Raw genomic sequence first — 25,273 nt, 5'->3', positions numbered from 1 at the left:
CTCTCTAAATATTGTTTATAAAAATAATTCAACTTGGAATGAATGCCATGAACAGTGCCCTACAATTCAACGTGTCACCATATGCTCCATTTATGCAAGAAACTAAAGTTACCTTGGGTAATGGCATTGAATTACATGTAGAAATGGGTGGAAATCCTGAACATCCAACAATCTTATTGATTATGGGTTTAGGTGCTCAGATGCTGTTTTGGCCAGATTTCTTTTGTAAATCGTTAATTGATCAAGGTTTTCGCGTTATTCGCTTTGATAACCGTGATATCGGCTTATCTTCAAAAGTTCGCCATAAAGGTCAAAGGCTCAATACCATGAAATTAATGAGTCGCTTTATGTTTGGTCTTGCGAATGAGGGAGCACCTTATACACTGTATGACATGGCAGATGATGTTGCTATGTTAATCGATCAGCTTGGCCTAGAAAAAACCTATATTCTAGGTGCTTCAATGGGTGGGATGATTTCTCAAATCGTTGCTGCAAAATATCCAGAAAAAGTAGAAAAAATAGGTCTGTTATTTACAAGCAATAACCAACCCTTACTCCCTCCTCCGTTTCCTAAGCAGTTATTTAGCTTATTGGGTAAGCCTGAAGCGCATGATGAAGATTCAATTGTAAATCATAGTTTAAAAGTATTTCACATCATTGGCTCTCCTGGTTATGTGAACCAAGTAGAAGCAATTCAAACTATTCGCAAATTATATCGCCGTAGTTTTTATCCAGCGGGTGTACTTCAACAGTTTTTAGCAATATTATGTACAGGTTCATTATTACCATTGAACAAGAATATTATTCAACCGACCTTGGTGGTACATGGCTCTAAAGACCGATTATTACCGCCGAGTCACGGGAAAGCGGTTGCAAAAGCGATTTCTGGTGCTAAGTTTGAATTAATTCAAGGAATGGGGCATGATATTCCTGCTCATTTCATTCCACAACTTAGCGGTTTGTTTGCTCATCATTTTAGATCATCACACTAGGACACTATGGCTGCATTACCCTCATTAAGACAGCTATCATATTTAGTTACGTTGTCAGAAACTTTACATTTTACTGAAGCAGCGCGCCGTTCATTTGTCACCCAATCGACGTTATCGGGCGGCATTATGGAGTTAGAGCGTCTATTAGGTGGCGTCCTAGTTGAACGTGATCGTCAAAACGTCCGCTTAACCCCACTCGGTGAGCAAGTTGTAGCTCGAGCACGCGTATTACTTGCGGATGCTCAAGACTTAATGCGTTTGAGTCGAGAGATGAGCGAACCTCTCACAGGTGATTTGCATCTTGGGATTATTCCAACGATTGCACCATTTATTCTGACTCAGCTTCTTGATGAAGTTCATCAACAGTTACCTAAAATTCAATTACATCTACATGAAGCACAAAGTGAAAAGATTGTAGAAAAGCTTGAACACGGTAATTTAGATATGATCGTTCTTGCGCTTCCTTTTGATACACGTAGTTTGAAAGTTGAAGAAATTGCCAAAGAACATTTATTTCTTGTTTACAATAAAAAAGACACGAATGCAGCAAATGCAAACTCACTCGATGATCTTGATTTAACGCGTTTGATGTTACTTGAAGAAGGTCATTGTTTACGTGATCACGCGTTAAGTGCATGTCCTGTTGGCGAACGTAAAAATGATCACCGCTTGAAAGCAAGTTCGCTTCCAACACTCGTTGAAATGGTGTCTTCTGATTTAGGCTTTACCCTACTTCCAGAAATTGCACTAAAAAACAGTATGATTCATTTCAATGAAGATATTGCTGTGAAATCGATTGAAGATGCGCCAAGCCGTACATTGGCATTGGTAACACGGAAAAGTACCCCACTCCAAAGTGAGTTTGATGTGATCCTGCAAATTTTGCAGAAAATTACCTCTCACTTAGAGTAAGAAAAAAGCCTGCAATCAAAATTGCAGGCTTTTTTAATGATAAATAAAAATAGATTATTTAATTTCTAATAAGTTAACTTGCTCAACTTGTACATCACTCATACGTTGACCTTGATCAAGCAACTGATCAAAGTAAGCCTCAACAACTTTAGCCTGATCGACTGTGCTCTCAACTTTATACATACTTTGGCGAAACTCATTGCTAGAACGCAAGCCCTTGGTGTACCAAGCAATATGTTTACGTGCAATACGACATCCTGAATATTCACCATAAAACTGATATAACTCAGCCAAATGGCCTAACAAAACATCTTTCACTTCAGCAATATCTGGTGCAGCCAAATGCTCACCTGTTTTCAAATAATGTGCAATTTCTCGGAAAATCCAAGGTCGTCCTTGTGCTGCACGCCCAATCATAATGGCATCTGCACCCGTGTAATCTAAAACATATTTAGCTTTTTCAGGACTATCAATATCGCCATTCGCAATTAAAGGAATATGAATCGTTTCTTTAACTTGTTTGATTAACTCGTAACGCGCGGTATTTAAATACATGTCTTCACGAGTACGACCATGCAAAGCTAATGCGGCAATACCTGCCTGTTCTGCACGCTTTGCGACTCGTAGAATATTTTCATGTCCGTTTAAAAAACCTAACCGCGTTTTTAACGTTACAGGGACATCAACAGCAGCAACAACCGTATCTAAAATTCGAGCGACTAAATCTTCATCTTGTAACAACGCAGATCCTGCAAGCTTATTACAAACTTTCTTGGCAGGACATCCCATATTGATATCAACAATTTGGGCACCATTTGCAACTTGATAACGTGCGGCTTCAGCAAGTTGTTCAGGATCAGAACCCGCTATTTGTGCTGATATAGGTGCAAGTTCACCATCAAAATTTGCCCGATATAGGCTCTTTTTACTCATACGCAAGGTTTTGTCCGCAGTCATCATTTCACTAACCGCATGACCAGCACCAAAGTATTTACATAACGAGCGAAATGGACGGTCAGTAACACCTGCCATTGGAGCAACAATCAAATTATTTGACAGTTGATATGAACCAATATACATATATTTTCTTACAAATTCTGATCAACATAGTATACTTCATTCGCCCATTCAGCTCATCTTTTTATGCGGTGCTGTCCAGATTATGAACAAACCCTCTTCTGCTCGTCCATTCATCAAAACACTTAGCATGCTTACTGCTTGTATCAGTTTAGTGGCTTGTGGAGATAGTTCATGGTGGTCAAATAATAAAGAACCTGAAATGGAAGCTGAACAAATTCAGAAAGTCATTCCACCTCGCGTTCATGGTCGTCAGTCTTGGTCACAGGACATCTTCGACATTATGGAACAACTAAAAATTCCAAAAACCAAACAAAATGTATGCAGTATTGTTGCTGTGGTTGACCAAGAGTCGAACTTTGTTGCTGATCCAACAGTTCCAGGTTTAGGTGAAAAAGCTGTTCAAGAGATCAACACACGCTTAAATGAAAAGTTTGAAGCAAAATTAGGTGAAATGATTGGGGGAACTGTTGCTGGTTATTTTGAAGATGTTCTCAAAAACCAACCAACACCAGAAAATAATTACATGAGCCAAATGCGTAAAGTAAAAACTGAGCGCGAACTTGATCTACTTTATCGTGAAATTTTTGACTACATGTCTCAGCACTATCATGTGAGTGCACTCACAGGTGCAGCTAAGCTGGTTGGTCAAGACATCGGCGAAAAGATGAATCCAATTACCACTCTGGGTTCTATGCAAGTCCATATTAACTACGCAAAAGAACATAAACGCCAAAGTGGAAACATTGCTGAATTGCGTAATGATCTTTATACCCAATATGGCGGCTTATATTATGGTATTCATCGCCTGATGGAATACCCAGCAGATTACGACAAAGCAATCTATCGTTTTGCTGATTATAACTCAGGCATGTATTCCAGCCGTAATGCTGCGTTTCAGTCTATGTTAAATGCACTCACGGATACTGAAATTAGTTTGGATGGTGACTTATTACTGTACAACAAAGACGGCGGTATCAAAGCAACACAAAGCCAAACTGAAAAAGAGCTAATCGCTGCATTTGCACAAAACAACGTGCTCGTTACACCAAGACAAATTCGCTCTGACTTGAAAAAAGAAAAGGAAAAGAAATTTGAAGATACGCAAACTTATTTAGCTCTACAAAAACTTTATCAGAATAAAACCAATAAAGAACCAATGTATGCGGTGATGCCGCAAGTCGTCATTTCTGGGCCTAAATTAAGCCGTGACTACAATACAAATTGGTTTGCTAGCCGTGTAAATGGAAGATATGAATCATGCATGCAAAGAGCGAAACGAATAAAACTATAAATCTTGCTTTATTTGATTTCGATGGAACACTTTATCCCAAAGACAGCTTTACTGGGTTTATTTTCTATACCCTTTCAAAACGTCATATTGTAAAAAATGGGCTGAAAATCCTGCCTTGGATTCAAGCCTATTATTTAAAGCTATATCCAGCACATGCGATGAGACCACGTTTATATCAAAGCATGTTTAAAGATATACCTTTAGATTTTGTGGATAAACTAGCCCAAGAATATGCGCAAAAATTAATTAAAAAACTTGATCCTGATTTGCTGCATCAGCTAAAACTCCACCAACAACGTGGGGATCAAGTTGTGCTAGTTTCAGCCTCAATTGATCTGTATTTAACTTATATCTGCAAGTATTTAAATATTGAATTAATTTGCACTGAAACAGAGTATAAAAATGGACTACTAACAGGTTCTTATCGATCAGAAGATTGTAGCTGTGAACAAAAAAAGTTTCGAATTATGCAGCAATATCAACTATCTGGTTATCAATTTATCTATGCCTATGGCAATAGCGAAGAAGATTTAGAAATGTTATCGATTGCAGATTATCCATATATGGTAGGCGAAGAAAAAGCTTTACCAAAATTAAAACCACAGGCACTCAAGATTTGCGAAAACATGAGTGAAATATAAAAAAAGCTCGCTGAATGCGAGCTTTTTTCTTTTCAGCAACCTAATAAATTGCCATATGATCGCGGTGGATCATTTCTAAAGAACGTGCTTCACCTAAAACTTGATAGACTTTTTCAGAAGATAAACCTTTGATTCGCTCGGCTGAAGTTGAACTAAAATTAACTCGACCAACAGCGACACGACTGCCACGCTGATCAATACATTCAACCACGTCACCACGCGCAAAATGCCCTTGAATGTCTTTCACACCGACAGGCAATAAACTACGATGTTTGAGCTTAATTGCCTCAACTGCCCCATCGTCAATCACTAAACGACCAGCAGTTTGTAGATGTGCTGCCAACCATTGCTGATGCGCTGTAACACGATCATTATCCGTGGTGAATAAAGTGCCTAACATTTCACCCGCCATTAAACGAGCTAAAACATTATCACTTTCACCGCTTGCGATTAGCGTCGGACAGCCAGACTTTGCAGCCAATCGTGCAGCACGGACTTTGGTTACCATACCGCCACGACCAAGCACACCGCCACCACCCGCCATTTCAAACAGAGTGTCATCTAAGGCACGAACAGCGGAGAACAACTTCGCATTTGGATTACTTCTTGGATCAGAATCAAACATACCTTGTTGATCAGTTAAAATAATCAACAGCTCTGCATGAACTTGACCCGCAACCATAGCTGCTAACGTATCATTATCACCAAATCGAATTTCATCTGTAGAAACAGTATCATTTTCATTGATGACTGGAATAACACGCCAGTCAATCAAATTTTGTAAGGCATCACATGAGTTCAGATAACGACGACGATCAGCAAGATCATCGTGCGTCAATAAGACTTGTGCTGTTTGAATACCATGCTGCTCTAATACACTAGACCAAGTATGAATCAAACCCATCTGTCCGATGGCTGCACAAGCTTGCAAACTGGGTAGATCGGTGGGTCGACTCGCAAGCTTCATGCGTACCATCCCTTCTGCTACTGCGCCTGAAGACACTAAAATAATCTCATGTCCAGCATTGTGTAGATCAGCAATTTGTTTCGCCCAATGCGAAATTGCATTTAGATCTAAACCTTGCCCATTTGCAGTAAGTAAAGATGATCCGATTTTAACAACGATCCGTTTACACGCATTGAGCTGACGTTGCCCATCGACCACTTCTATCATTTTTTCCTCGGTTTACTAGTCACGAACGTAGATGCTTTCTACGCCGCCATCATCTTCATCGTCATCAAAGTCTTCATCATCGTCAAAGTCAGCTTCACGCTGAGCTTTACGCATTGCACGATATGCTTCTTTTGCTGCGATGGTTTGTTCACGTGTCTCAGCTTCAAGCTGCTCACGGAATGCTTTAATTTCTGCTGCGTACTCTGGATCTTCAACTTCGCGTTCACGTTGTTGTTCGATTTGATCCATTAAGTAATAAACCACATCCTTGGTTCCTTCTGACATAAGACCAGAAGTTTTGAATACTGGACCAGTCCATTGCAACTCATCAAGAATGTGCTGACACCACTCTTCTCTTGACTCTTCAGGAATTTGATCAAGCTTATTTAATACAAGAACCACAGGAAGTTTTGCCAATGTCGGAGAGAATTTTAATAACTCACCTAAAATTGCTCTTGCATTGTGTGCTGGGTCAGAACCGTCAATTGGTTGAACATCAACAATATGCAAAAGAATACGTGTACGGGCCAAATGCTTCAGGAAGCGAATACCCAAGCCTGCTCCTTCTGCTGCACCTTCGATCAAGCCTGGAATATCAGCCATTACAAATGAGCGATGGCGATCAGCATCGACCACACCTAAGTTTGGCACCATTGTCGTAAATGGATAATCAGCAACTTTCGGTTTTGCCGCACTGACTGCACGAATAAATGTTGATTTACCCGCATTTGGCATACCGAGTAAGCCGACATCAGCAAGTACTTTAAGTTCTAAACGTACTTCACGGTATTCACCTTTGATACCATGGGTACATTTACGTGGAGCACGGTTAGTCGATGATTTAAAGTGTGTGTTTCCTAAACCACCATCACCACCATTAGCAACTTTCACACGTTGACCATCAGCAACCAAGTCACCAATAATATCGCCTGATTCTGTATCAACAATGGTCGTACCTACAGGTACTTTTAAAATGACATCTTCACCGCCACGACCAGAACAATTCGCACCTGAACCATTTTTACCACGTTCAGCGCGGAATCGACGCGTATATCGGTAGTCTACGAGCGTGCTAGTGTCATCATCGGCTTGAATATAAATACTTCCGCCACGTCCACCATCACCACCATCTGGACCACCAAAAGGGACAAATTTTTCACGGCGAAAACTGGCTACGCCATTGCCACCGTCGCCAGCCTCTACGGTTATGACTGCTTCATCAACAAAGCGCATGTGCCAATCCTCTGAAATCTTAAAAGCGGACTATTTTGCCACATTTTAATAAATTTCTCGAATAGAATAATCAGCAAATACGTATCAAACATTAAAAAAGATTTTTATTTCTATTAAGGTTTCACATTCTTCAATGGCAACTCCATCTGCATATCTAAATTTGCTTTAGTTTGCTGAACTGAGTTAAACATCGTGGCATTAAAAGATGAGATATTACTCATATTCACCGCATCATTCATATAAAAGCTCGGTTTAAACTGATGTTTCACAGGTAAATTTACTGATTCATCAAAACCAAAATGAACAGGGCCACTAAATACGATTTTTACAGGAACGGTATACGTCCGCTTCAATTGAAATGGAATGTCGAGCTTTACGGGTACATCTAGTTTTAATGGAAATTTCGGTAATAATTTATTTTGGTAAATTAAGTCAGTACTCGTTTCAACAGGCATGACCTGATCAACTTTGAGCATCGTTTCATAGTTAATATTTACAGTAATTGGTGTTTCTACTTCAAAACTTAAATCCGCTAAATATTTACCTTTCAAAGGAAGTTGTAGAGTTCGATCAATATCCAAGGTTGTATTGAGTTGACCCTGTGATTTTACTCGTAAATGATCACCCACCTGAATTTGTGTAGCCAATGATTCAGGCAGGCGGATATCCGCCTGTTGTGCAGAAACAATCAAAGATGCTTGTATATTCAAATACAACCAAAACAAGATCGCAACTAACGTTGTGAGTATGACAAAACTGATCACAAAGCTTTTAATTGATTTGGTGATATCCATTATTCACCTATTTTTACGTCACGTGGTTTTGCAGGCTCATCTACAGGTTGAGTTTTAACACGATCCAAATACATCGTTGAAAGTGGAATTTTCAACTCCCCTTCAGCAATTTTAACTGGAAGCGTATTTTTTACGTCAACCGATGCATTTAGCTCAGATGTAATAGGTACATTTAATTTGCCTTGAATAGGAATATTGGCATTAAGTTGTGCTTTTAATGGGATATTTAAGTTTTCTTTTAAAACAGTACGAACTGGCGCATCAAATTTTAAATGAACTTTTTGATTTAAAGGAACTTGGATATTAATCGGCACATCCAGTTGCAAAGGAATAGACCCTTTCAAGGGTAAAGTGACATCTTTACCTAAAATTTTAACTTGGACTTTTGTATCGATTGGCAGACTTTGATTAACCTTAATCGTTTCATTGACAGGAATTGTGGTGCTGATCGGCACCAAATTATCAAAATACACCCGTGGTGTTAATGCTTGTGTCAACGGAACATTCAGTTGCTCATCTATTGGAATTTTTGCATCCACGCGGCCATCCACATCGACATTTAATGCATCTTTCACTTTTACACGAACTTGTAATGGCTCTTGTAAATCAATCGCAACATCTTGATTTTTGAGTGGGATATAAATATTAAAATGTTTAAATACCCACATGGCAATATAAACACCACACAGGTTAGCAACAATAATTAGGCCAAAAATCGCCAGCACACGTTTAAACTGCAACAATGAAGTATTCCTAACAAATCATTTCCCTTTGTGGTTATTCTCATCGATTTTTATGTTTTAATCTGCATAGATTCTGTACAGTCAATAAAAAAGCCCAGTTTAAACTGGGCTTTTATTGTATAGCTTTGCTAACAAATATTATGCATTTGTTTCAGCAGGAACTTTCGCATAGCTTACGCCACACATTTGTTCAGCGATACGTAATACTTGGCAGCTATAACCAACTTCGTTATCGTACCAAACATAAGCAGTTAAACGGTTACCAGAAGTGATTGTTGCTTGTGCATCAAATACACCCGCTGTACGAGAACCGATAAAGTCGCTCGATACAACTTCTGTTGAATTGGTATAACCAATTTGACCTTGTAACTTAGAGTTAATCGAAATTTGACGAATGTATTCGTTCACTTCTTCACGATCAACTTCTTTGTCTAAAGTTAAGTTCAAAATTGCAAGAGAAACGTTTGGTGTTGGAACACGTACTGAGTTACCAGTTAACTTACCTTTAAGTGCTGGTAATGCTTTTGCAACTGCTTTTGCAGCACCAGTTTCAGTAATAACCATGTTCAATGTTGCAGCACGACCACGGCGATCTGCTTTGTGGTAGTTGTCGATTAAGTTCTGGTCATTTGTAAATGAATGAACTGTTTCAACATGACCATTTAACACTTTGTATTTGTCATCTAAAACTTTTAATACAGGTGTAATTGCATTTGTTGTACAGCTTGCAGCAGAGATGATCTTGTCTTCATCTAAGATGTCAGCTTGGTTCACACCAAATACAACGTTCTTCATGTCACCCTTACCAGGTGCAGTCAACACAACGCGAGCAACGCCAGCACATTGTAAATGCTGAGTTAAACCATCAACATCACGCCATTTACCTGTGTTGTCGATAAGAAGTGCTTTATCAATACCATATGCTGTGTAATCTACTTCGCTTGGGCTAGAAGCATAAATTACTTTAATGAATTGACCATTTGCGATGATTGCTTCATTTTCTTCATCAACAGAAATCGTACCGTCAAAAGTACCGTGAATAGAGTCACGACGTAATAACGAAGCACGCTTAGCTAAGTCACCATCAGATGATTTACGCACAACGATTGCTTTAAGGCTTAAACCACGACCCAAACCAGATTGGCTGATGATTAAGCGCGCTAAGATACGACCGATACGACCAAAACCGTAAAGAACAACATCTTTAGGCTCAGCAGCAGTTGAGTTACCTTGGATTGGAGCAACAGCTTGTGCAACAAATGCATCAACATCGCCACCTTGGTTCTTGTATTCAACAGCAAGTTTGCCGATATCAACTTCAGCTGAACCAATGTTTTCAACTTTCATTAACGCTTCTAAAATAGGGAACGTATTTACAACTGAAAGCTCAACATCAAGCATGCGAGTACGACGGTGAGTTTTTAAAATTTGGATTACTGAACGGTTAATTAAAGAACGACCGTAAACAGAAACCACGATGTTTTTCTCACGGTACAATTGACCAATTAATGTAATCATACGTTCCGCGATTTCTTCACGGTTTTTCCAACGACCTTGGTGTTCTGCGTGTAGGGCAACGATAGTTTCTTTGCTCACAGTTACGTCCTCTAATTTATATATACTGGGCGTGAATTTTTAAAACGCCATTATTGTAATAGAATTATCATCAAGATTGAATCAAAAGCTGCTAAACGAGCTAAGATTTTGTACTAATTGACTATAAATTCATAAAATACCTATAATTATTTTTGTGAATTTTGGTGAATATTCATTTTCATGACCCGCTTGAGTTGATTTTTACTCATACGGATGATGAAGCTACTGATAAATATAGTTATCCTTTACACGATCCTAATAACTACAACAAACAGTAGGATCAAAAATTAAAATCACCAATCGAATAAAACCAACCTAATGAAATATAATAATAAAAATTATATTTCAACTCATTACAACACTTAACTAACTCAAGGTAAAAATGAATTTTAAAATATGGTTATTACTCATTAGCATTCCTCTTGCTTGTGAAATCTCTATGGGCTTTATCGGATTATTTGGACTGCTACTCACAAATATTGTCTATTTTCCTATTTCTTGGATTGGTGAGCCCTTTTTCAACTGCAACGGTGAGGTTGGCTGTCTGCCTAAGGAATATGGACGTATTTTAATGTTTCTCACCATTAACCTAATGTACTACTTATATGCGAAGCTTAAAGGCCTTTAGTTCAAAACTAGACTCATATTAATCTTGCTCATTATCACTGAGCCGTTTTGAATATTGTTGTAAATTCAATTCCAAATGTTGTTTACGTAGTCTTTGTTGATACAGATGGATCGCCCCTTCGATCACCAAAACCAAGACGGCTAACCAAATCGGTATATAAGTAAGCCACTCTTCTGCACCTATTTTTTCTCCTAACATCAAAGACACTAATGCTAATAAAACTGGCTCTAAATATCCCAATAAACCAAAAATAATCAGTGGTAAGTATCGACTTGCTAAAAGATAACATCCCAAACCAATTGCACTTAATGCGCCTAAGCCCATGACGATAAAGGTTAAACTTGGATGGTCAAAAAACTTCAAATAAGGTGTGATACCTGTTTGTGTCAAATAAATTGCAATAGGTAAAATCAATATAAGATCCCACCAAAATCCACCCAAATTATCAGTATTGATTTTTTTCGAATCACAAAATAAGCTGCATAACCTATTGCGACCAAAGCCGTTTCCCACGCAATACTCCCCAAACGCCACATTTCGTGTCCTACACCAAACACTGCGAGTAACACAGCCAAACACTGTAACTTAGAAAGTTTTTCTCCATATAAAACACTTCCAGCGAGCACCAGTACAAGAGGTAATAGAAAATAACCAAGCGAAACCTGCAATCCTCGACCATGCATCGGTCCCCATAAAAATAGCCATAATTGCGCAGAGGTTAGAACCGAGGTTAGTATTAACAAGAGGAGTAAACTAGGCTTTGCTAATACTCTTTGGAAAATAGTTTTAATATGAACCAAATCACCACTCAACCACATAAATAGAGTTAAAAATGGCAAGGTCGCAATGATACGCCAACCAAAGGTTTGCTCACTATCCAATGCACCTAAAAATTGGGTATAAAAATAAAGAACACCAAAGGTCACAGAAGCCAAAACTGAATACGCAATTCCCTTAAACATTTTGACCTCTAGATAGAAAAGTGGTTCAAGAAAAACTTGATTAATCCACTATATGAGAAATAAAAAACCATGCAAGCGCATGGTTTAAAAATAAAGTGCTGTTTCTAGCGATGTTCAGGGTAAATAATATCATTAATCTCATATCCAAGGGACTTGGCATAATTTAGATATTCATGAATCACTTCTTTTTTCGGATTTGGTGTTCGTGAAAGCACCCATAAATATTTTCGCTTCGGCTCTCCGACTAATACTGTCTGATAATCTTCATCAAGTTTTAAAATCCAGTAATCCCCTCGCCCAACAGGAATCCAACGAACACCTTCAGGTAGGAAACTGACGCTTAATTTAGTATTAAAGGGTGCATTCACGACAAATGCTTCACCAAGACTTTGCTGAAGATTTCCATCAACGTCATAGCATTTATTATCGACAACAATATTGCCATTTTCATTTACGGTATACGTTGCTGAAACGTTATACGCACACTTACGTTCGAAATACATCGGCTTGCGAGCAACTTCGTACCAAACACCCAAATATTTATCTAACTCGACTTTCTCAACGGTTGGTAAAGGTTTGGCTTGTGCATAAGAGATTGTTGCTACAGCCAATCCAGTTAAAACAGCTCCACCCACTGCAATTTTTGCTAAACGCCAACTCGCTTTCGGGAAATTTTTAATAAAGGGCATCAGAAATCCTCAAAGCAGAAATTTGTTATAAATAGTCATATACTTAACTTAGAAACATAGCCTAATTTATAAACAAAAACTGTTGCGATATGTATCACTTTTGAGGATTTCTCAACTTATTTAAGACTGCAACATATGTGCTTTTAAACGCACGATTTCATCACGAAGTCGCGCTGCTTGCTCAAATTGTAGCTCTTTCGATGCTTTCAACATTTCCTTTTCCAACTTAGAAATATGTTTTGCAAATAACTTTGGATCAGAAAGCAAATGTTGTTCATCAGCACTAATTGACTGAGCTTGCTCAAGCACTTTTTCATCGATTTCATCATCGGTCAGCACTTCGCCCGTATCAATTTCTTTAATCGTTTGGCGAACTGCACTGCGTGGTGTAATTCCATGAAGTTCATTAAACTCAATTTGTTTATTACGGCGGCGCTCAGTCTCATCCATCGCTTTACGCATAGAGTCTGTAATGCGATCAGCATATAAAATTGCCTTACCTTTCACATTACGCGCTGCACGCCCAATCGTTTGAATCAATGACCGCTCAGAACGCAAGAAACCTTCTTTATCCGCATCCAAAATTGCAACTAGAGATACTTCTGGCATGTCCAAACCTTCACGCAGTAAGTTAATCCCTACCAAAACATCATGTACACCTGTACGTAACTCATGAATAATTTTGACACGCTCGACCGTATCAATATCCGAGTGCAGGTAAGCGACCTTAACCCCATATTCTTTAAGATATGAAGTTAAATCTTCTGCCATACGTTTGGTCAACGTCGTCACAAGAACACGTTCATTTAATTGCTTACGAATATTAATTTCTGATAGCACATCATCGACTTGGGTCAGTACAGGCCTTACTTCAATTTCAGGATCAATCAATCCCGTTGGACGAACCACCTGCTCTACCACTTGCTCTGACTTTTCCAACTCATATTGCGCAGGTGTTGCACTGACAAATACGGTTGTTGGGACAATACGTTCCCACTCTTCAAACTTCATTGGACGGTTATCCAATGCACTTGGTAAACGGAATCCATAATTCACCAAATTTTCTTTACGCGAGCGGTCACCTTTGTACATCGCCCCAATTTGAGGAACGGTTACATGCGATTCATCAATAATCAGTAACGCATCTTCAGGAATATAATCAAATAAGGTTGGAGGCGCTTCACCAGCCGAACGTCCAGATAAATGACGTGAATAGTTTTCAATGCCATTGGTATAACCCAATTGCTGCATCATTTCTAAGTCATAACGGGTACGTTGCTCAATACGCTGTGCTTCGAGCAATTTGTCATTGTCTTTAAAAAATTTAAGTTGATCTTTGAGTTCGTCTTTAATGGTATCAATCGCACGAGTCAAATGGTCTTTCGGCGTGACATAATGACTTTTCGGGTAAATCGTTACACGCGGAACTTTCCTTACTAATTTACCCGTCAATGGATCAAACCAGCGAATTGAATCAACTTCGTCATCAAATAACTCTACCCGAATGGCATCCTTATCCGATTCTGCTGGGAAAATATCAATAATTTCACCACGAATACGATATGTACCACGTAAGAATTCCAATTCATTACGCGTATATTGCATTTCAACGAGACGGCGAATGATCTCATCTCGACTGACTCGATCACCTTGTACAATATGCAACAGCATTTGCATATAGGCATTTGGATCACCCAAGCCATAAATCGCCGAAACTGATGCAACGATAATGGCATCTCGACGCTCTAACAACGCACGCGTTGCAGAAAGTCGCATCTGATCAATGTGATCATTGATCGCTGAGTCTTTTTCGATGAAGGTATCTGAAGAAGGTACATAGGCTTCAGGTTGATAATAGTCGTAATAACTTACAAAGTACTCAACCGCATTGTTAGGGAAAAATGCTTTAAATTCACCATAGAGTTGTGCAGCTAATGTTTTATTGTGCGCCATGATAATGGTTGGTCGCTGCGTCTGAGCAATCACGTTTGCCATGGTATAGGTCTTCCCCGACCCCGTTACCCCAAGTAGCAACTGATTACGAAAACCTTGGTCAATTCCTTTGACTAATTTTTCAATTGCCTGTGGTTGATCACCCGCAGGTTGGTAATTTGTCACTAAATCGAAAGGTTGATTTTCGCTCACAAGTACACTCTTTGATAAAATTTAAACGATAGTTTAACAAATCAATTTGGGCGAATTGATACTTTTCAAGATTAGTTTCATTTAATTAATACGGTAACAGTTGCCCATCCCAATTTAAAAGCTTTCCATTTTGATGTGCTGTTAAATTCTGCATAATTGTTATCAATCGTTCTGTTGTTTGTTCAGCGCTATACAGTTTTTCTGGTGAAATATTGCGCTGAAATGGCTTGGATAATGCTGAATCAGTCGTTCCAGGATGAACGCTTGCGACAATAATGTTAGATGATTTACGTGACCATTCGATACTTAAATTTTTAATAAACATATTTAATGCTGTTTTGGTCATTCGATAACTGTACCACCCACCTAAGGCATTATCTTCAATACTTCCAACTTTGGCTGATAATGATAGCCATTTTAAATCATAGTTTTTGTTCAAAATAGGTGCTAAGGCTTGCGCTAGATGAACATGTGTCATAACGTTTTGTGATAACGACTTATAAACCCATTCATCATGAATTTGGCTTAAGCTCTTTTCAGGCATATAGCTATTTTCATGTAAAACACCAGCACAACAATAAACCTCTGTGGGTTGAATATGACTTAAAAACTCCTGAATCAATTTGATTTGACTTGATTCAGATAAGTCAGCCTGTAAATCACAATCCCTTAGACGTTGTCGGCTAATACAAAATACTTTCTTCTGAGCCTGCTTATTTAACAACTCAAAAAGTGCTCGTCCTATTCCACCTGAAGCACCTGCGATAACAATACTCATATGCGTAGACTATATATTCACCACTTGAAAGTTTGAGCTTAAACAACAAGATGTGAATTCCGTGTTAGCTATATTTATTCTCTATGATACAAGTAGTTTTTCAAGCTAAAATTATGCTTAACAAATTGAAATTATTAACATAACAATTAAATATTTTTTACTTGACCCTAGTACCAATCAATAGCAACATGAGTAGAACGATAACCTAAAATATGAATTCGAATGACTTACCAATACCATGATGAAACCATAGTAACGGAACTCCCTGAAGATACGGTCTTTGTATTTGGCAGTAATCTTGCTGGCATACACGATAGTGGTGCGGCTCGTGTTGCAGCACAGCATTTTGCTGCGGTAAAAGGTGTCGGTCGTGGTTGGGCTGGACAAAGTTTTGCGATTCCAACACTCAATGAACATATCCAACAAATGCCACTCTCTCAAATTGAGCATTATGTGGATGATTTTAAAATCTACGCAAAAAATCACCCAAAAATGAAATACTTTTTGACGGCTTTAGGGTGCGGTATTGCAGGCTATAAAGTTTCAGAAATCGCCCCATTATTTAAAGGCATTCACAGCAATGTGATCTTCCCAGAATCATTCCGACCATATATCGAAGAAGATGCCGTTTCTCAATTTCCAAACCTAACAGCAGCAACAGTACATGCATTTATTAATGATGAAGTCATTTTTTACTTCAATTATGGATATGAATCATTTGAAGAAGCATTAAACCAAACTCAATTATCTGCAGCTGAAAAAGCGATTGCTCTTGTTGTATTAAATGAAGAACTTTATCCGCGTGATCGTTATGGTCGGGGTCGAGAACATGAGATCAAGGATATTCTCGGTAAATTGAATGGTAAGATTTTCAATTTCCAGAGCAATTCTGAGGGTGCAATGATTTTTGTGAGCGTGATTATTGCCTTGATGGAACTCTATGACATTGATGAATATGATTTTATTAAACTTTGGCGTGGTGAACTAGAAATACAACATCCTCTAAATCGTCATTAGTAATAAAAAAGCCAATCATATCGATTGGCTTTTTTATTAACGTTTACCCATAGAACGGCGTGTCCCACGAGGTGGCATCCACGTACGATCAGCATATTGTTCAGGTTTTGGACGAACCTGATTATGCGTTGCATCATCAGCATCATTTTGAGCAGATGGCATCGGGAATGGTAATTTCACCAAAGCTTTCTTCGCTTTAGGATTTTCGGTACTCATTGAAATTCTCTCGAAATCTAAATTTCTAGTCGCTATTGTAATAGATTTTTGCGGTATTTATAAAAATAAAAAATGTAAAAAACACCTCTGTGTATTTGGTAACTTTTTATTCAAACACGGTAAGTTTCGACCACTTTTAAGTCTATTTAAGCTAAGATAGCTTGCTTTTATTTTTAATCCCATAAGAAGGAATAATGCCGTGGACGTACGTCTCTCTGATCGTGTCAATGCTATCAAACCGTCCCCTACACTTGCAGTAACAAACAAAGCTGCTGAGCTTAAAGCTGCTGGTAAGAACGTGATTGGTTTAGGTGCAGGCGAACCAGACTTTGATACCCCTCAACACATCAAAGATGCTGCAATTGAAGCGATTAATAATGGCTTTACAAAATACACAGCTGTAGACGGTACTCCAAGTTTAAAAAAAGCAATTATTGCGAAACTCAAACGCGATAACAATTTAGACTATCAAGCAAATCAAATTTTGGTTTCTTGTGGTGGTAAACAAAGTTTCTTTAACTTAGCACTTGCTTTGTTAAATAAAGGTGACGAGGTCATTATCCCTGCTCCATTCTGGGTAAGCTATCCAGATATGGTGATTATTGCTGAAGGTACACCAGTAATCGTGAAATGTGGCGAAGAGCAACGCTTCAAAATCACACCAGAACAATTAGAAGCGGCAATCACACCAAACACACGCTTGGTGGTATTAAACAGCCCGTCAAACCCAACAGGTATGATCTATACCAAAGCTGAACTCGAAGCTTTGGCAGAAGTCTTGCGTCGCCATCCACAAGTTTTTGTTGCTTCTGATGACATGTATGAACCAATTCGTTGGGAAGATGAGTTCTACAACATCGCAACTGTTGCACCTGATTTATATGACCGTACCATCGTTCTCAATGGTGTCTCTAAAGCATATGCAATGACAGGCTGGCGTATCGGTTATGCTGCTGGTCCTGCAAAAATCATTGGTGCAATGAAAAAAATCCAATCGCAATCAACTTCAAACCCGACTTCAATTTCACAAGTCGCTGCTGAAGCTGCATTGAATGGTCCGCAAGATGTATTACAGCCAATGATCGAAGCATTTAAACGTCGTCACGATTTAGTGGTAAATGGCTTAAATGAAATCAATGGTATTTCTTGCTTACCAGCTGACGGTGCTTTTTACGCATATGCAAACATTCGTCCGCTTATTCGTGCAAAAGGTTTAAAATCTTGCACAGAGTTTTCTGAATGGTTACTTGAAGAAACAGGCGTTGCTGTTGTTCCTGGTGATGCGTTTGGTTTAGGTGGATTTATGCGCATTTCTTATGCAACTGCTGACGAAGTTTTAGTAGATGCTTTAGCGCGTATCAAAAAAGCTGCCGATTCAATTGAAGGCGTTGATGCTGCAATTGCCTCTATCGAAGCTGAAAAAACAGCTTAATACCTTATAAAGATGTAAAAAGCCTGTTTCGACAGGCTTTTTTTATTATCAAGAAAGACGCTGCGGACGAGATAAACTTAAGTAATGACAATAAAAGGGGAAACTTTCATTCAAACTTATTTTTTGAATCTTTTGCTCTAGTACATTCCACGCATAAGCATGCGCTTGTTTGAAAAGTCCTTGCTTCTCAAATGCAAATAAGAATAAAGCATTTTCCCTATTCTCTAAGTTTTTATTTGATAATAAATTTCGGGATTTTTCGAGAATTTGTAATTGATGTTCAGTCCACTTATCACCAAACCAAAGCTGTAATAAATCACCTAAATACAGTCGCTCGTCACTGAAAGCAGCGAAATGTATATTGGCATTTTCAACAGATTGATAATATTGTGTAGGATTTTGAATGATATCTAAATAATTTTCTTGATAATAAGAAAGATTTGAAAAGATAGATTGAATACTGAGAATAGTCATTTTGACCTCCGATTTAGCCATTTTAGTGCTGGCAAGTAGGGTTAAATCCACACTGCTTAGATAGATATCTAAACGCTTTCTAACTCGAATCTAGCAATAGCATTTCCAAAGTTCAAGCTATTTTTTAAATTTCAAGCTAATTGAGCAAATAAAAACCATACGATATAAAAATGAAGAAAACATGACACTTTTAACTTGACCGATTTCAAAAGCCCCCTATAATGGCATTCAGATTCTCCCATAGCTCAGTCGGTAGAGCGACGGACTGTTAATCCGCAGGTCCCTGGTTCGAGCCCAGGTGGGAGAGCCAAGATTCTAAAAGCCCTTATCACTGATAAGGGCTTTTTTAATGCCAATTATTTTATTTTTTAAAACACCTACAAATGATGATAAAAAGTACAATTAAATCAATATTTAATTTTTTTCTTATGAATGACTTGACCATCCTCTACTTCATGCATAGAATGCATATCCAGATTCTCCCATAGCTCAGTCGGTAGAGCGACGGACTGTTAATCCGCAGGTCCCTGGTTCGAGCCCAGGTGGGAGAGCCAAGATTCTAAAAACCCACTCTTCATGAGTGGGTTTTTTTATTCACAGCTCAATAAGAATATGTTTCAATCCAGCCAAATTATTTTCATCCTTATTGGATGTATCAGTACAGCACTTCTTTTATATAGCTGCCTACCCGCTTTCTTTAGAAAACAAAAATTCTTCGCACGACCCGTTATTACCTCATTTGAATCACAAATGTTTCTACGATTACAACAAGCTTTTCCTAATGATCATGTATTGGCTCAGGTTGCATTTAGCGCACTCATAACAAGTGATCATTATAAGTTACGAAGTAAGTTCAATCGGAAAGTGACTGATTTCGTAGTGTTAGATAGAGAGATGAAGGTTATTGCGATTGTTGAATTAGATGACCCAAGTCATATAGGTAAAGAGCTAGAAGACCAGCAGAGAGATCAAATGCTAAAAGAGGCAGGTTATTTCGTACAACGTTATACGCAAATTCCATCTGTAAAACAGCTACAGATGGATATTCGCTGAATTTGGTCTTTATGGTTGATTTTCTGCAACTTGCTCAGCATTTTTCTGCTGTTCAAATTTTTTAGCAATTTCGGCATGTTGCTGGTCATATTTACGCTTAGTTTCAGCATCACTCTTTGCAGCCAGAAATGCCATACCCACAATAAAAATTGGAATGAGTAAACCCAAACTCATTAACAACCAAGGAATACGTCTCTTTTCAGCAGCGTTCTGACTCATAAAGGATTCTGTCTCAAATTAAGCCTTAATAGAATGCAACAATATAACAAAAAAAGAGCCTCTATAAAGAGGCTCCTTGCTTAAAATTAAAATCACAGTTTTGTGGGGTTAAAATAATCCCGTACAGTGCGGACTTTGACTCGCATCTTTTTGCGCATCAGTTAGTACAATACCTGTACCCGCAGACATATTGGCTTGAATAAAATCTACAGCTTTGGCATTTTCACAAATGATTGCTTGAGTATGAGTCGCATTCGGAACAATCTTCAACTCATAACCATTTTCATAACCTGCTTGTGGGAAGAACTGTAAAGCCTTCGCTTTCATGTTGGCAAACATACTTTGTGTCACCACGGGGAGTACAGCTTGATCTTTCTCTCCCTGAAGCATCAATACAGGGGTTTTAATTACCTTTTCAGCTGTGGCATTTGTTGCCGGCTGAGTTGATTTTAAAAACTCTTGTACCACAGGATCTGTTTTAAACTTCGTCAGATCAATACCGTATCCTGACAGTTGATGTGTTGTATCTGCTAAGTAAGCAACGATCCCTGCTTTGAATTTCTCATGCAAACCATTTGCAGCATCTTCACCAGAATAACTCAAACAAGCCCCATCATCACCATTACGCCCATAAGCTAACTCAGCAATATCAGCCGCACCTGATGTAAAGATTGTTTTCAAATCATAGTTTGGTTGCTCTGCTTTGATCCCCGCACTTGCTAAAGCAGCATAAGCTAACAATTCAGCATAACCATCTGCTATTTCTTCAATTTTTGCTTGACCTTGTGCAGGTGTAAGAAGGTTATTTGCAACTGCATAACGCACTTGTAACAAGCTCTCATCGAGTTTACTTACAGGTTTAGGTTGACCATTCGTATCAAGATTAAATTGCGGATCAATATAAATTTGGATAATAGTCCCTAAACTTGATGCTGGTGCGCCTGCTACTGCCCCTTTATAACTTACATCCGCATTAGCAAACTCTGCCGTACCCAATGATGCATGACCACCTTGTGATTGGCCAATCGACATCCACTCACCGTTCAACTGCGTGCCATAATGATCTTTTGCAGCTTTAACCGCAGCAAGTGCAGACTTCGCCTCACTAGACAAGTTTAAATATGGGTGAACTCCAGATGTACCCAAACCCTCATAATCTGGAGCAACGATCACATAACCTGCTGCCAACAAACTATCTGCTAGGATTCTAAATCTAGGATTAATTAGATTATTACTTGGTGCACAGCTATCACCAACCCCAACCGTTCCATGCTCCCAAATAACAACTCTATAGCCATCTTTCGGTTGGATCGCTTTTGGAAATATCACCATTGCCGTAGCTTCCGCTGTTTTCCCCTGAACATTCGTCATATTGTAGGTCATGACTTTGATCGAAGAAGCATTATCTATACTGTCCTTAGCATAGTTACTTTCATACAAATATGTCTTGTCAGAGTCAGCGCGCTTATTGTCATCTCCATTATCATTACATGCTGATAAAAACAGTGCTGAAATTGAGAACGTCATTGCCAATGCAATTTTTGACCGTTTCATAAAATATCCTTTTAGTCTTTGTCTTTTTTTTAAGCATGAAACTACATGCACTGTTATTAATACATAAAAAAAGTGCCCTTGTATAGGACACTTTTCAACTAATCAGTCAGATTAAGATATTAATTCTAAAAAAATTCCTGCAAAAATAATCATTCCAACCCATCGATTGTGACGGAATGCCCAAAAACAGATTTGCGGATCACGCTCTTTGGTCTTTATTGCTTGATAAATAAAATCTAATCCTACGAATACCAATGCGATTAACCCAAATGGCAGCAAAAGATTTTCTAAATATAGCGCAGTACCTATTAAGCCTAAACTAACAATTTGCAGCAATCCTATAATTTGAATATCAAAACGCCCAAACAAAATTGCGGTAGATTTCACACCAATTTTTAAATCGTATTCACGATCAGTAATTGCATATTGAGTATCGTAGGCAACAGTCCACGCTAAATTACCAAAATATAATAACCAACATGTCAAATCAGGTGTTTTCCCTACTGCTGCATAAGCCATAGGGATTGACCACGAAAATGCCGCACCTAAAAACACCTGTGGCAGATGCGTATAGCGTTTCATAAAAGGATAAATAAAGGCTAAAAATAGCGCCCCAAATGACCAATAAAACGTTTCAATCGGCAAGAAAAATAATAAGCATGCGCTTGCTATAACTAAGCCCAAAAATACGAATACAGCTTCTCTTGCCTTGATCACACCTGTTGCTAAAGGGCGATTTTTAGTCCGTTCAACATGTGCATCAACTTTTCGGTCAGCAAAATCATTAATCGCACAACCAGCCGCTCTCATAAAAAAACAGCCTAAAATCATGATTATAAGTACTTTTAAATCAGGAATACCCTTTGAAGCAATCCATAATGCCCACATTGTCGGCCACAAAACCAGTTCTGTACCAATCGGTTTATCAAAACGACATAAATAGTAATAGGCTTCTAAACGCTGCCGCCAAGAGATATGTTGCACTGTTTCCATGAAGAATCCTTAGAGTCAATGCTGTCGAATAAACTGTTCAAAAGCAGGCAAGAAAGTTTCTTGCACAATGAATTTACAACCGTGCCACGTATAACAACTTTGCCTAGTCCAACCCTCGGCAAGATAGATCACACGTCGCTCACACTTAGGGTCTGTACGCTGAAATAAGAACCACCCAATCGGTTTGTTCCCGATATGCTTAAATATACGCGCTTTTTTTTGCAAACTTAGAATCGGAAAAATACTTTTGGCTTTTACCCAAGCTTCGGACTCACTACCATAAAGATTGGTTTCTCTTACCCATGCGATATGCTGATAAGGCATCCGCATCCACTGGCTGTCGGTAAAAGTTAGACGTTGATAATGTTCTTTTATTCGTTCTACATGAAACTCACCACCACCCAGATCGGTGAGTTGCTGTGTTAATGAACCTGACGCATACAACCATTTTTTTAATTCAGTTGGGATCTCTTTGCCCTTTATTCTGTTTGGTCGTAAATTTCGCATGCGTTGCTCACTAAAAACATCGCGTTTAGTTTACATGAATTTTTCAGTAAATATGTACAATCTTCCAATCTATTAATGACATAAAAAAAGCTCGCCGAAGCGAGCTTTTCTGAATAACAATGTATTACAAGCTATAGTACATGTCGAATTCAACTGGGTGAGTAGTCGTGTTAAGACGACGTACATCTTCAGTTTTAAGTTCGATATATGCTTCAAGCATTTCTTTAGTGAACACGCCACCTTTTAACAAGAACTCATGATCAGCTTGAAGTGCTTCAATCGCCATTTCCAAGTTGTGAGCAACTGTTGGGATTTTTGCTTCTTCTTCAGGAGGAAGATCGTACAAGTTCTTGTCAGCCGCTTCACCTGGGTGGATCTTGTTCTGGATACCATCAAGACCAGCCATCAACAATGCAGCAAAACCTAAGTATGGGTTCATCATTGGATCTGGGAAACGAGCTTCGATACGCTTGCCTTTAGGGCTAGAAACATATGGAATACGGATTGACGCAGAACGGTTACGCGCTGAGTAAGCAAGCATAATTGGCGCTTCATAGTGAGGAACCAAACGCTTATAAGAGTTCGTAGATGGGTTCGTAATCGCATTTAATGCACGCGCGTGCTTGATCACACCACCAATGAAGAATAATGCCATTTCAGATAAACCAGCATATTCATCACCAGCAAACAAGTTCTTGCCATCTTTAGAGATAGACATGTGAACGTGCATACCTGAACCGTTATCACCTACCATTGGCTTAGGCATGAATGTCGCAGTTTTGCCGTATTGGTGAGCAACGTTCCAAACAGCATATTTGAACTGTTGTACTTCGTCAGCTTTACGAACCATTGTATTGAAGCTCACACCAATTTCTAATTGGCAAGAAGCAACTTCATGGTGATGTACTTCTACGCGGCCAGGGCCCATGATGTCTTCGATACGAGCACACATTTCAGCACGCATATCTTGGTGAGAATCAACTGGAGGAACTGGGAAATAACCACCTTTAACACGCGGACGGTGACCAGAGTTACCAGCTTCGTAATCTTTACCAGTAGACCAAGCAGCTTCTTCAGCGATTAATGTATGGCGAGCGCCAGACATATCGATGTCCCATTTTACTTCGTCAAATACGAAGAATTCTGGTTCTGGACCAAAGAATGCAGTATCACCGATACCTGTAGATTTTAAATATTCTTCAGCACGACGAGCAATCGAACGTGGGTCACGCTCGTAACCTTGACCAGTAGATGGCTCGATTACGTCACAAGTTACAACAACTGTAGGCTCAGCAAAGAACGGGTCAAGAAAACCTGTTTCAGCATCTGGACGTAAGATCATGTCAGAAGCTTCAATGCCTTTCCAACCAGCGATTGAAGAACCATCAAACATTTTACCGTCTTCAAATGTGTCTTCATCAATCGTGTCAGCTGGGTAAGTTACGTGTTGCTCTTTACCCTTAGTATCAGTAAAGCGAAAATCGACCCATTTTGCGCCACTTTCTTTGATGAGTTGAAGGACCTTGTTCGCCATGCTCATTTGCTCCAATGAAATTTATATGCACTTGTTAAGTGCGTGTTAGTTGTTGGGATATAATTAGCAATTATCATACCAACAATTATAAAGCATACCTAAAACATTGAAATTCTTTACAGAAAAAATGCTTTAAGCTCCATATCCTATGTCCACTATAATGTTTATATTCGCAAATGCACCATATTCACACATTTCTATTTTAGCGCGTCCCCAAAAAAGACATTATGAACCAAAATAGTGCAGAACATATGATAAAGAACCAATGTAGTGCCAATTACGCCATCATTTGTTAGCATAAATTGGCTTTTTATATCATTCTTTTCAGCTTGATTCCAATCAATTCATTTAGACTTTAGATTCACTTTGTGTTTATTTTATCAAGCCTTTCAATTACAAAACTTTATTCTTCATTTTTTATCGTTTTTTTGCTGAACAAAGTTTATAAACATTCAGACTCATTCTTGCGATTTCACTCACATTGATTCTTTGTTTTTGTTATGATGACTCTCCTCTATGATTCTATCATTTCTTGTTTTTTCAAATTTTAGAATTTAGAGTGAATCCACAAAGTCGAAAACACAATTAAAGTGTATATTTTCAAAAGGTTATAATC

23 protein-coding genes, 2 tRNA genes and 1 pseudogene are annotated in these 25,273 nt (G+C 38.6%); 9 read left to right on the top strand and 17 right to left on the bottom strand.

Annotated features, from left to right (window positions below; genetic code table 11):
• Nucleotides 1–47: 47 nt before the first annotated feature.
• Nucleotides 48–992, top strand: a complete 945-nt coding sequence (estB, locus tag ACT4_RS03725; protein ID WP_007479951.1) for an esterase EstB — start codon at nt 48–50, stop codon at nt 990–992.
• A gap of 6 nt (nt 993–998) precedes the next feature.
• Nucleotides 999–1,904 (top strand): LysR family transcriptional regulator OxyR, encoded by a 906-nt coding sequence (oxyR, locus tag ACT4_RS03720; protein ID WP_004880701.1) that lies wholly within the window; start codon nt 999–1,001, stop codon nt 1,902–1,904.
• A gap of 54 nt (nt 1,905–1,958) precedes the next feature.
• Here the strand turns inward: oxyR and dusB are convergent, their stop codons facing one another.
• On the bottom strand, nt 1,959–2,984 hold the full coding sequence (gene dusB / locus ACT4_RS03715) for a tRNA dihydrouridine synthase DusB (protein ID WP_004880703.1): 1,026 nt from the start codon (nt 2,982–2,984) through the stop codon (nt 1,959–1,961).
• Nucleotides 2,985–3,066: 82 nt separating this feature from the next.
• On the opposite strand from dusB, the gene ACT4_RS03710 reads away from it, so the two are divergent.
• Nucleotides 3,067–4,275: a DUF1615 domain-containing protein gene (locus ACT4_RS03710; RefSeq protein ID WP_004880705.1), complete on the top strand. Its 1,209-nt coding sequence runs from the start codon at nt 3,067–3,069 to the stop codon at nt 4,273–4,275.
• Nucleotides 4,242–4,916 (top strand): HAD family hydrolase, encoded by a 675-nt coding sequence (locus ACT4_RS03705; RefSeq protein WP_007479949.1) that lies wholly within the window; start codon nt 4,242–4,244, stop codon nt 4,914–4,916. Before ACT4_RS03710 ends, ACT4_RS03705 begins: the two co-directional genes overlap by 34 nt.
• 40 nt (nt 4,917–4,956) lie before the next feature.
• Here ACT4_RS03705 and proB read toward each other — a convergent pair whose 3' ends face one another.
• From proB to ACT4_RS03655, 9 genes and pseudogenes are all read right to left on the bottom strand, one after another.
• The gene (proB, locus tag ACT4_RS03700) at nt 4,957–6,090 is read right to left on the bottom strand and encodes a glutamate 5-kinase (protein ID WP_004880712.1); all 1,134 of its coding nucleotides are present in this window, start codon (nt 6,088–6,090) and stop codon (nt 4,957–4,959) included.
• Nucleotides 6,091–6,105: 15 nt separating this feature from the next.
• On the bottom strand, nt 6,106–7,323 hold the full coding sequence (cgtA, locus tag ACT4_RS03695; RefSeq protein WP_007479946.1) for an Obg family GTPase CgtA: 1,218 nt from the start codon (nt 7,321–7,323) through the stop codon (nt 6,106–6,108).
• 113 nt (nt 7,324–7,436) lie between these two features.
• Nucleotides 7,437–8,117, bottom strand: coding sequence for a hypothetical protein (locus ACT4_RS03690; protein ID WP_007479944.1), 681 nt, complete (start codon nt 8,115–8,117; stop codon nt 7,437–7,439).
• Nucleotides 8,117–8,860, bottom strand: coding sequence for a hypothetical protein (locus tag ACT4_RS03685; RefSeq protein WP_007479942.1), 744 nt, complete (start codon nt 8,858–8,860; stop codon nt 8,117–8,119). The genes ACT4_RS03690 and ACT4_RS03685 overlap by 1 nt, the downstream gene beginning before the upstream one ends.
• A gap of 138 nt (nt 8,861–8,998) precedes the next feature.
• Entirely contained in the window at nt 8,999–10,456 is a 1,458-nt protein-coding gene (locus ACT4_RS03680; RefSeq protein ID WP_007479940.1) for a glyceraldehyde-3-phosphate dehydrogenase, read from the bottom strand.
• Nucleotides 10,457–11,102: 646 nt separating this feature from the next.
• Nucleotides 11,103–12,046 (bottom strand): annotated as a pseudogene (gene rarD / locus ACT4_RS03670) (EamA family transporter RarD).
• Between the two features lie 104 nt (nt 12,047–12,150).
• Nucleotides 12,151–12,735, bottom strand: coding sequence for a lipocalin family protein (locus ACT4_RS03665; protein WP_007479933.1), 585 nt, complete (start codon nt 12,733–12,735; stop codon nt 12,151–12,153).
• Between the two features lie 120 nt (nt 12,736–12,855).
• Entirely contained in the window at nt 12,856–14,880 is a 2,025-nt protein-coding gene (uvrB, locus tag ACT4_RS03660) for an excinuclease ABC subunit UvrB (protein ID WP_007479931.1), read from the bottom strand.
• Nucleotides 14,881–14,965: 85 nt separating this feature from the next.
• Nucleotides 14,966–15,658, bottom strand: a complete 693-nt coding sequence (locus ACT4_RS03655) for an SDR family NAD(P)-dependent oxidoreductase (protein ID WP_007479928.1) — start codon at nt 15,656–15,658, stop codon at nt 14,966–14,968.
• A gap of 222 nt (nt 15,659–15,880) precedes the next feature.
• Between ACT4_RS03655 and ACT4_RS03650 the strand changes: the two genes are divergently transcribed.
• Entirely contained in the window at nt 15,881–16,675 is a 795-nt protein-coding gene (locus ACT4_RS03650; RefSeq protein ID WP_007479927.1) for a hypothetical protein, read from the top strand.
• Nucleotides 16,676–16,711: 36 nt separating this feature from the next.
• Here the strand turns inward: ACT4_RS03650 and ACT4_RS03645 are convergent, their stop codons facing one another.
• Nucleotides 16,712–16,891, bottom strand: a complete 180-nt coding sequence (locus ACT4_RS03645) for a hypothetical protein (RefSeq protein WP_007479925.1) — start codon at nt 16,889–16,891, stop codon at nt 16,712–16,714.
• A gap of 199 nt (nt 16,892–17,090) precedes the next feature.
• On the opposite strand from ACT4_RS03645, the gene ACT4_RS03640 reads away from it, so the two are divergent.
• Nucleotides 17,091–18,323, top strand: a complete 1,233-nt coding sequence (locus ACT4_RS03640; protein ID WP_007479924.1) for a pyridoxal phosphate-dependent aminotransferase — start codon at nt 17,091–17,093, stop codon at nt 18,321–18,323.
• 48 nt (nt 18,324–18,371) lie between these two features.
• Here the strand turns inward: ACT4_RS03640 and ACT4_RS03635 are convergent, their stop codons facing one another.
• On the bottom strand, nt 18,372–18,797 hold the full coding sequence (locus tag ACT4_RS03635; RefSeq protein WP_004880740.1) for a hypothetical protein: 426 nt from the start codon (nt 18,795–18,797) through the stop codon (nt 18,372–18,374).
• 234 nt (nt 18,798–19,031) lie between these two features.
• On the opposite strand from ACT4_RS03635, the gene ACT4_RS03630 reads away from it, so the two are divergent.
• The 3 genes from ACT4_RS03630 (at nt 19,032) to ACT4_RS03620 (ending at nt 19,850) form a co-directional block, all read left to right on the top strand.
• A tRNA-Asn gene (locus ACT4_RS03630) sits at nt 19,032–19,107 on the top strand.
• A 168-nt stretch (nt 19,108–19,275) separates the two neighbouring features.
• Nucleotides 19,276–19,351: transfer RNA gene (locus ACT4_RS03625), tRNA-Asn, on the top strand.
• A gap of 58 nt (nt 19,352–19,409) precedes the next feature.
• Nucleotides 19,410–19,850: a DUF2726 domain-containing protein gene (locus tag ACT4_RS03620; protein ID WP_034604589.1), complete on the top strand. Its 441-nt coding sequence runs from the start codon at nt 19,410–19,412 to the stop codon at nt 19,848–19,850.
• A 9-nt stretch (nt 19,851–19,859) separates the two neighbouring features.
• Here the strand turns inward: ACT4_RS03620 and ACT4_RS03615 are convergent, their stop codons facing one another.
• The 5 genes from ACT4_RS03615 to glnA all read right to left on the bottom strand — a co-directional run bounded on the left by ACT4_RS03615 (nt 19,860) and on the right by glnA (nt 24,663).
• Entirely contained in the window at nt 19,860–20,069 is a 210-nt protein-coding gene (locus ACT4_RS03615; RefSeq protein ID WP_007479918.1) for a hypothetical protein, read from the bottom strand.
• A gap of 108 nt (nt 20,070–20,177) precedes the next feature.
• Nucleotides 20,178–21,623, bottom strand: a complete 1,446-nt coding sequence (locus tag ACT4_RS03610) for a S9 family peptidase (protein ID WP_007479916.1) — start codon at nt 21,621–21,623, stop codon at nt 20,178–20,180.
• 111 nt (nt 21,624–21,734) lie between these two features.
• Nucleotides 21,735–22,616 carry a 4-hydroxybenzoate octaprenyltransferase gene (ubiA, locus tag ACT4_RS03605; RefSeq protein ID WP_007479913.1) on the bottom strand — a complete coding sequence of 294 codons (882 nt, stop codon included), beginning with the start codon at nt 22,614–22,616 and terminating at the stop codon, nt 21,735–21,737.
• A gap of 15 nt (nt 22,617–22,631) precedes the next feature.
• Nucleotides 22,632–23,123: a chorismate lyase gene (locus ACT4_RS03600; protein WP_007479912.1), complete on the bottom strand. Its 492-nt coding sequence runs from the start codon at nt 23,121–23,123 to the stop codon at nt 22,632–22,634.
• Nucleotides 23,124–23,247: 124 nt separating this feature from the next.
• A complete protein-coding gene (glnA, locus tag ACT4_RS03595; RefSeq protein ID WP_171054769.1) occupies nt 23,248–24,663 on the bottom strand; it encodes a type I glutamate--ammonia ligase in 1,416 nt (471 codons plus the stop codon).
• Nucleotides 24,664–25,273: the final 610 nt, after the last annotated feature.

The organism is Acinetobacter sp. NBRC 100985, assembly GCF_000241225.1.
Classification (GTDB): Bacteria; Pseudomonadota; Gammaproteobacteria; order Pseudomonadales; family Moraxellaceae; genus Acinetobacter; species Acinetobacter venetianus.
Note: the sequence above shows the minus strand (reverse complement) of the source record. Positions and strands in the feature narration are given on the sequence as shown.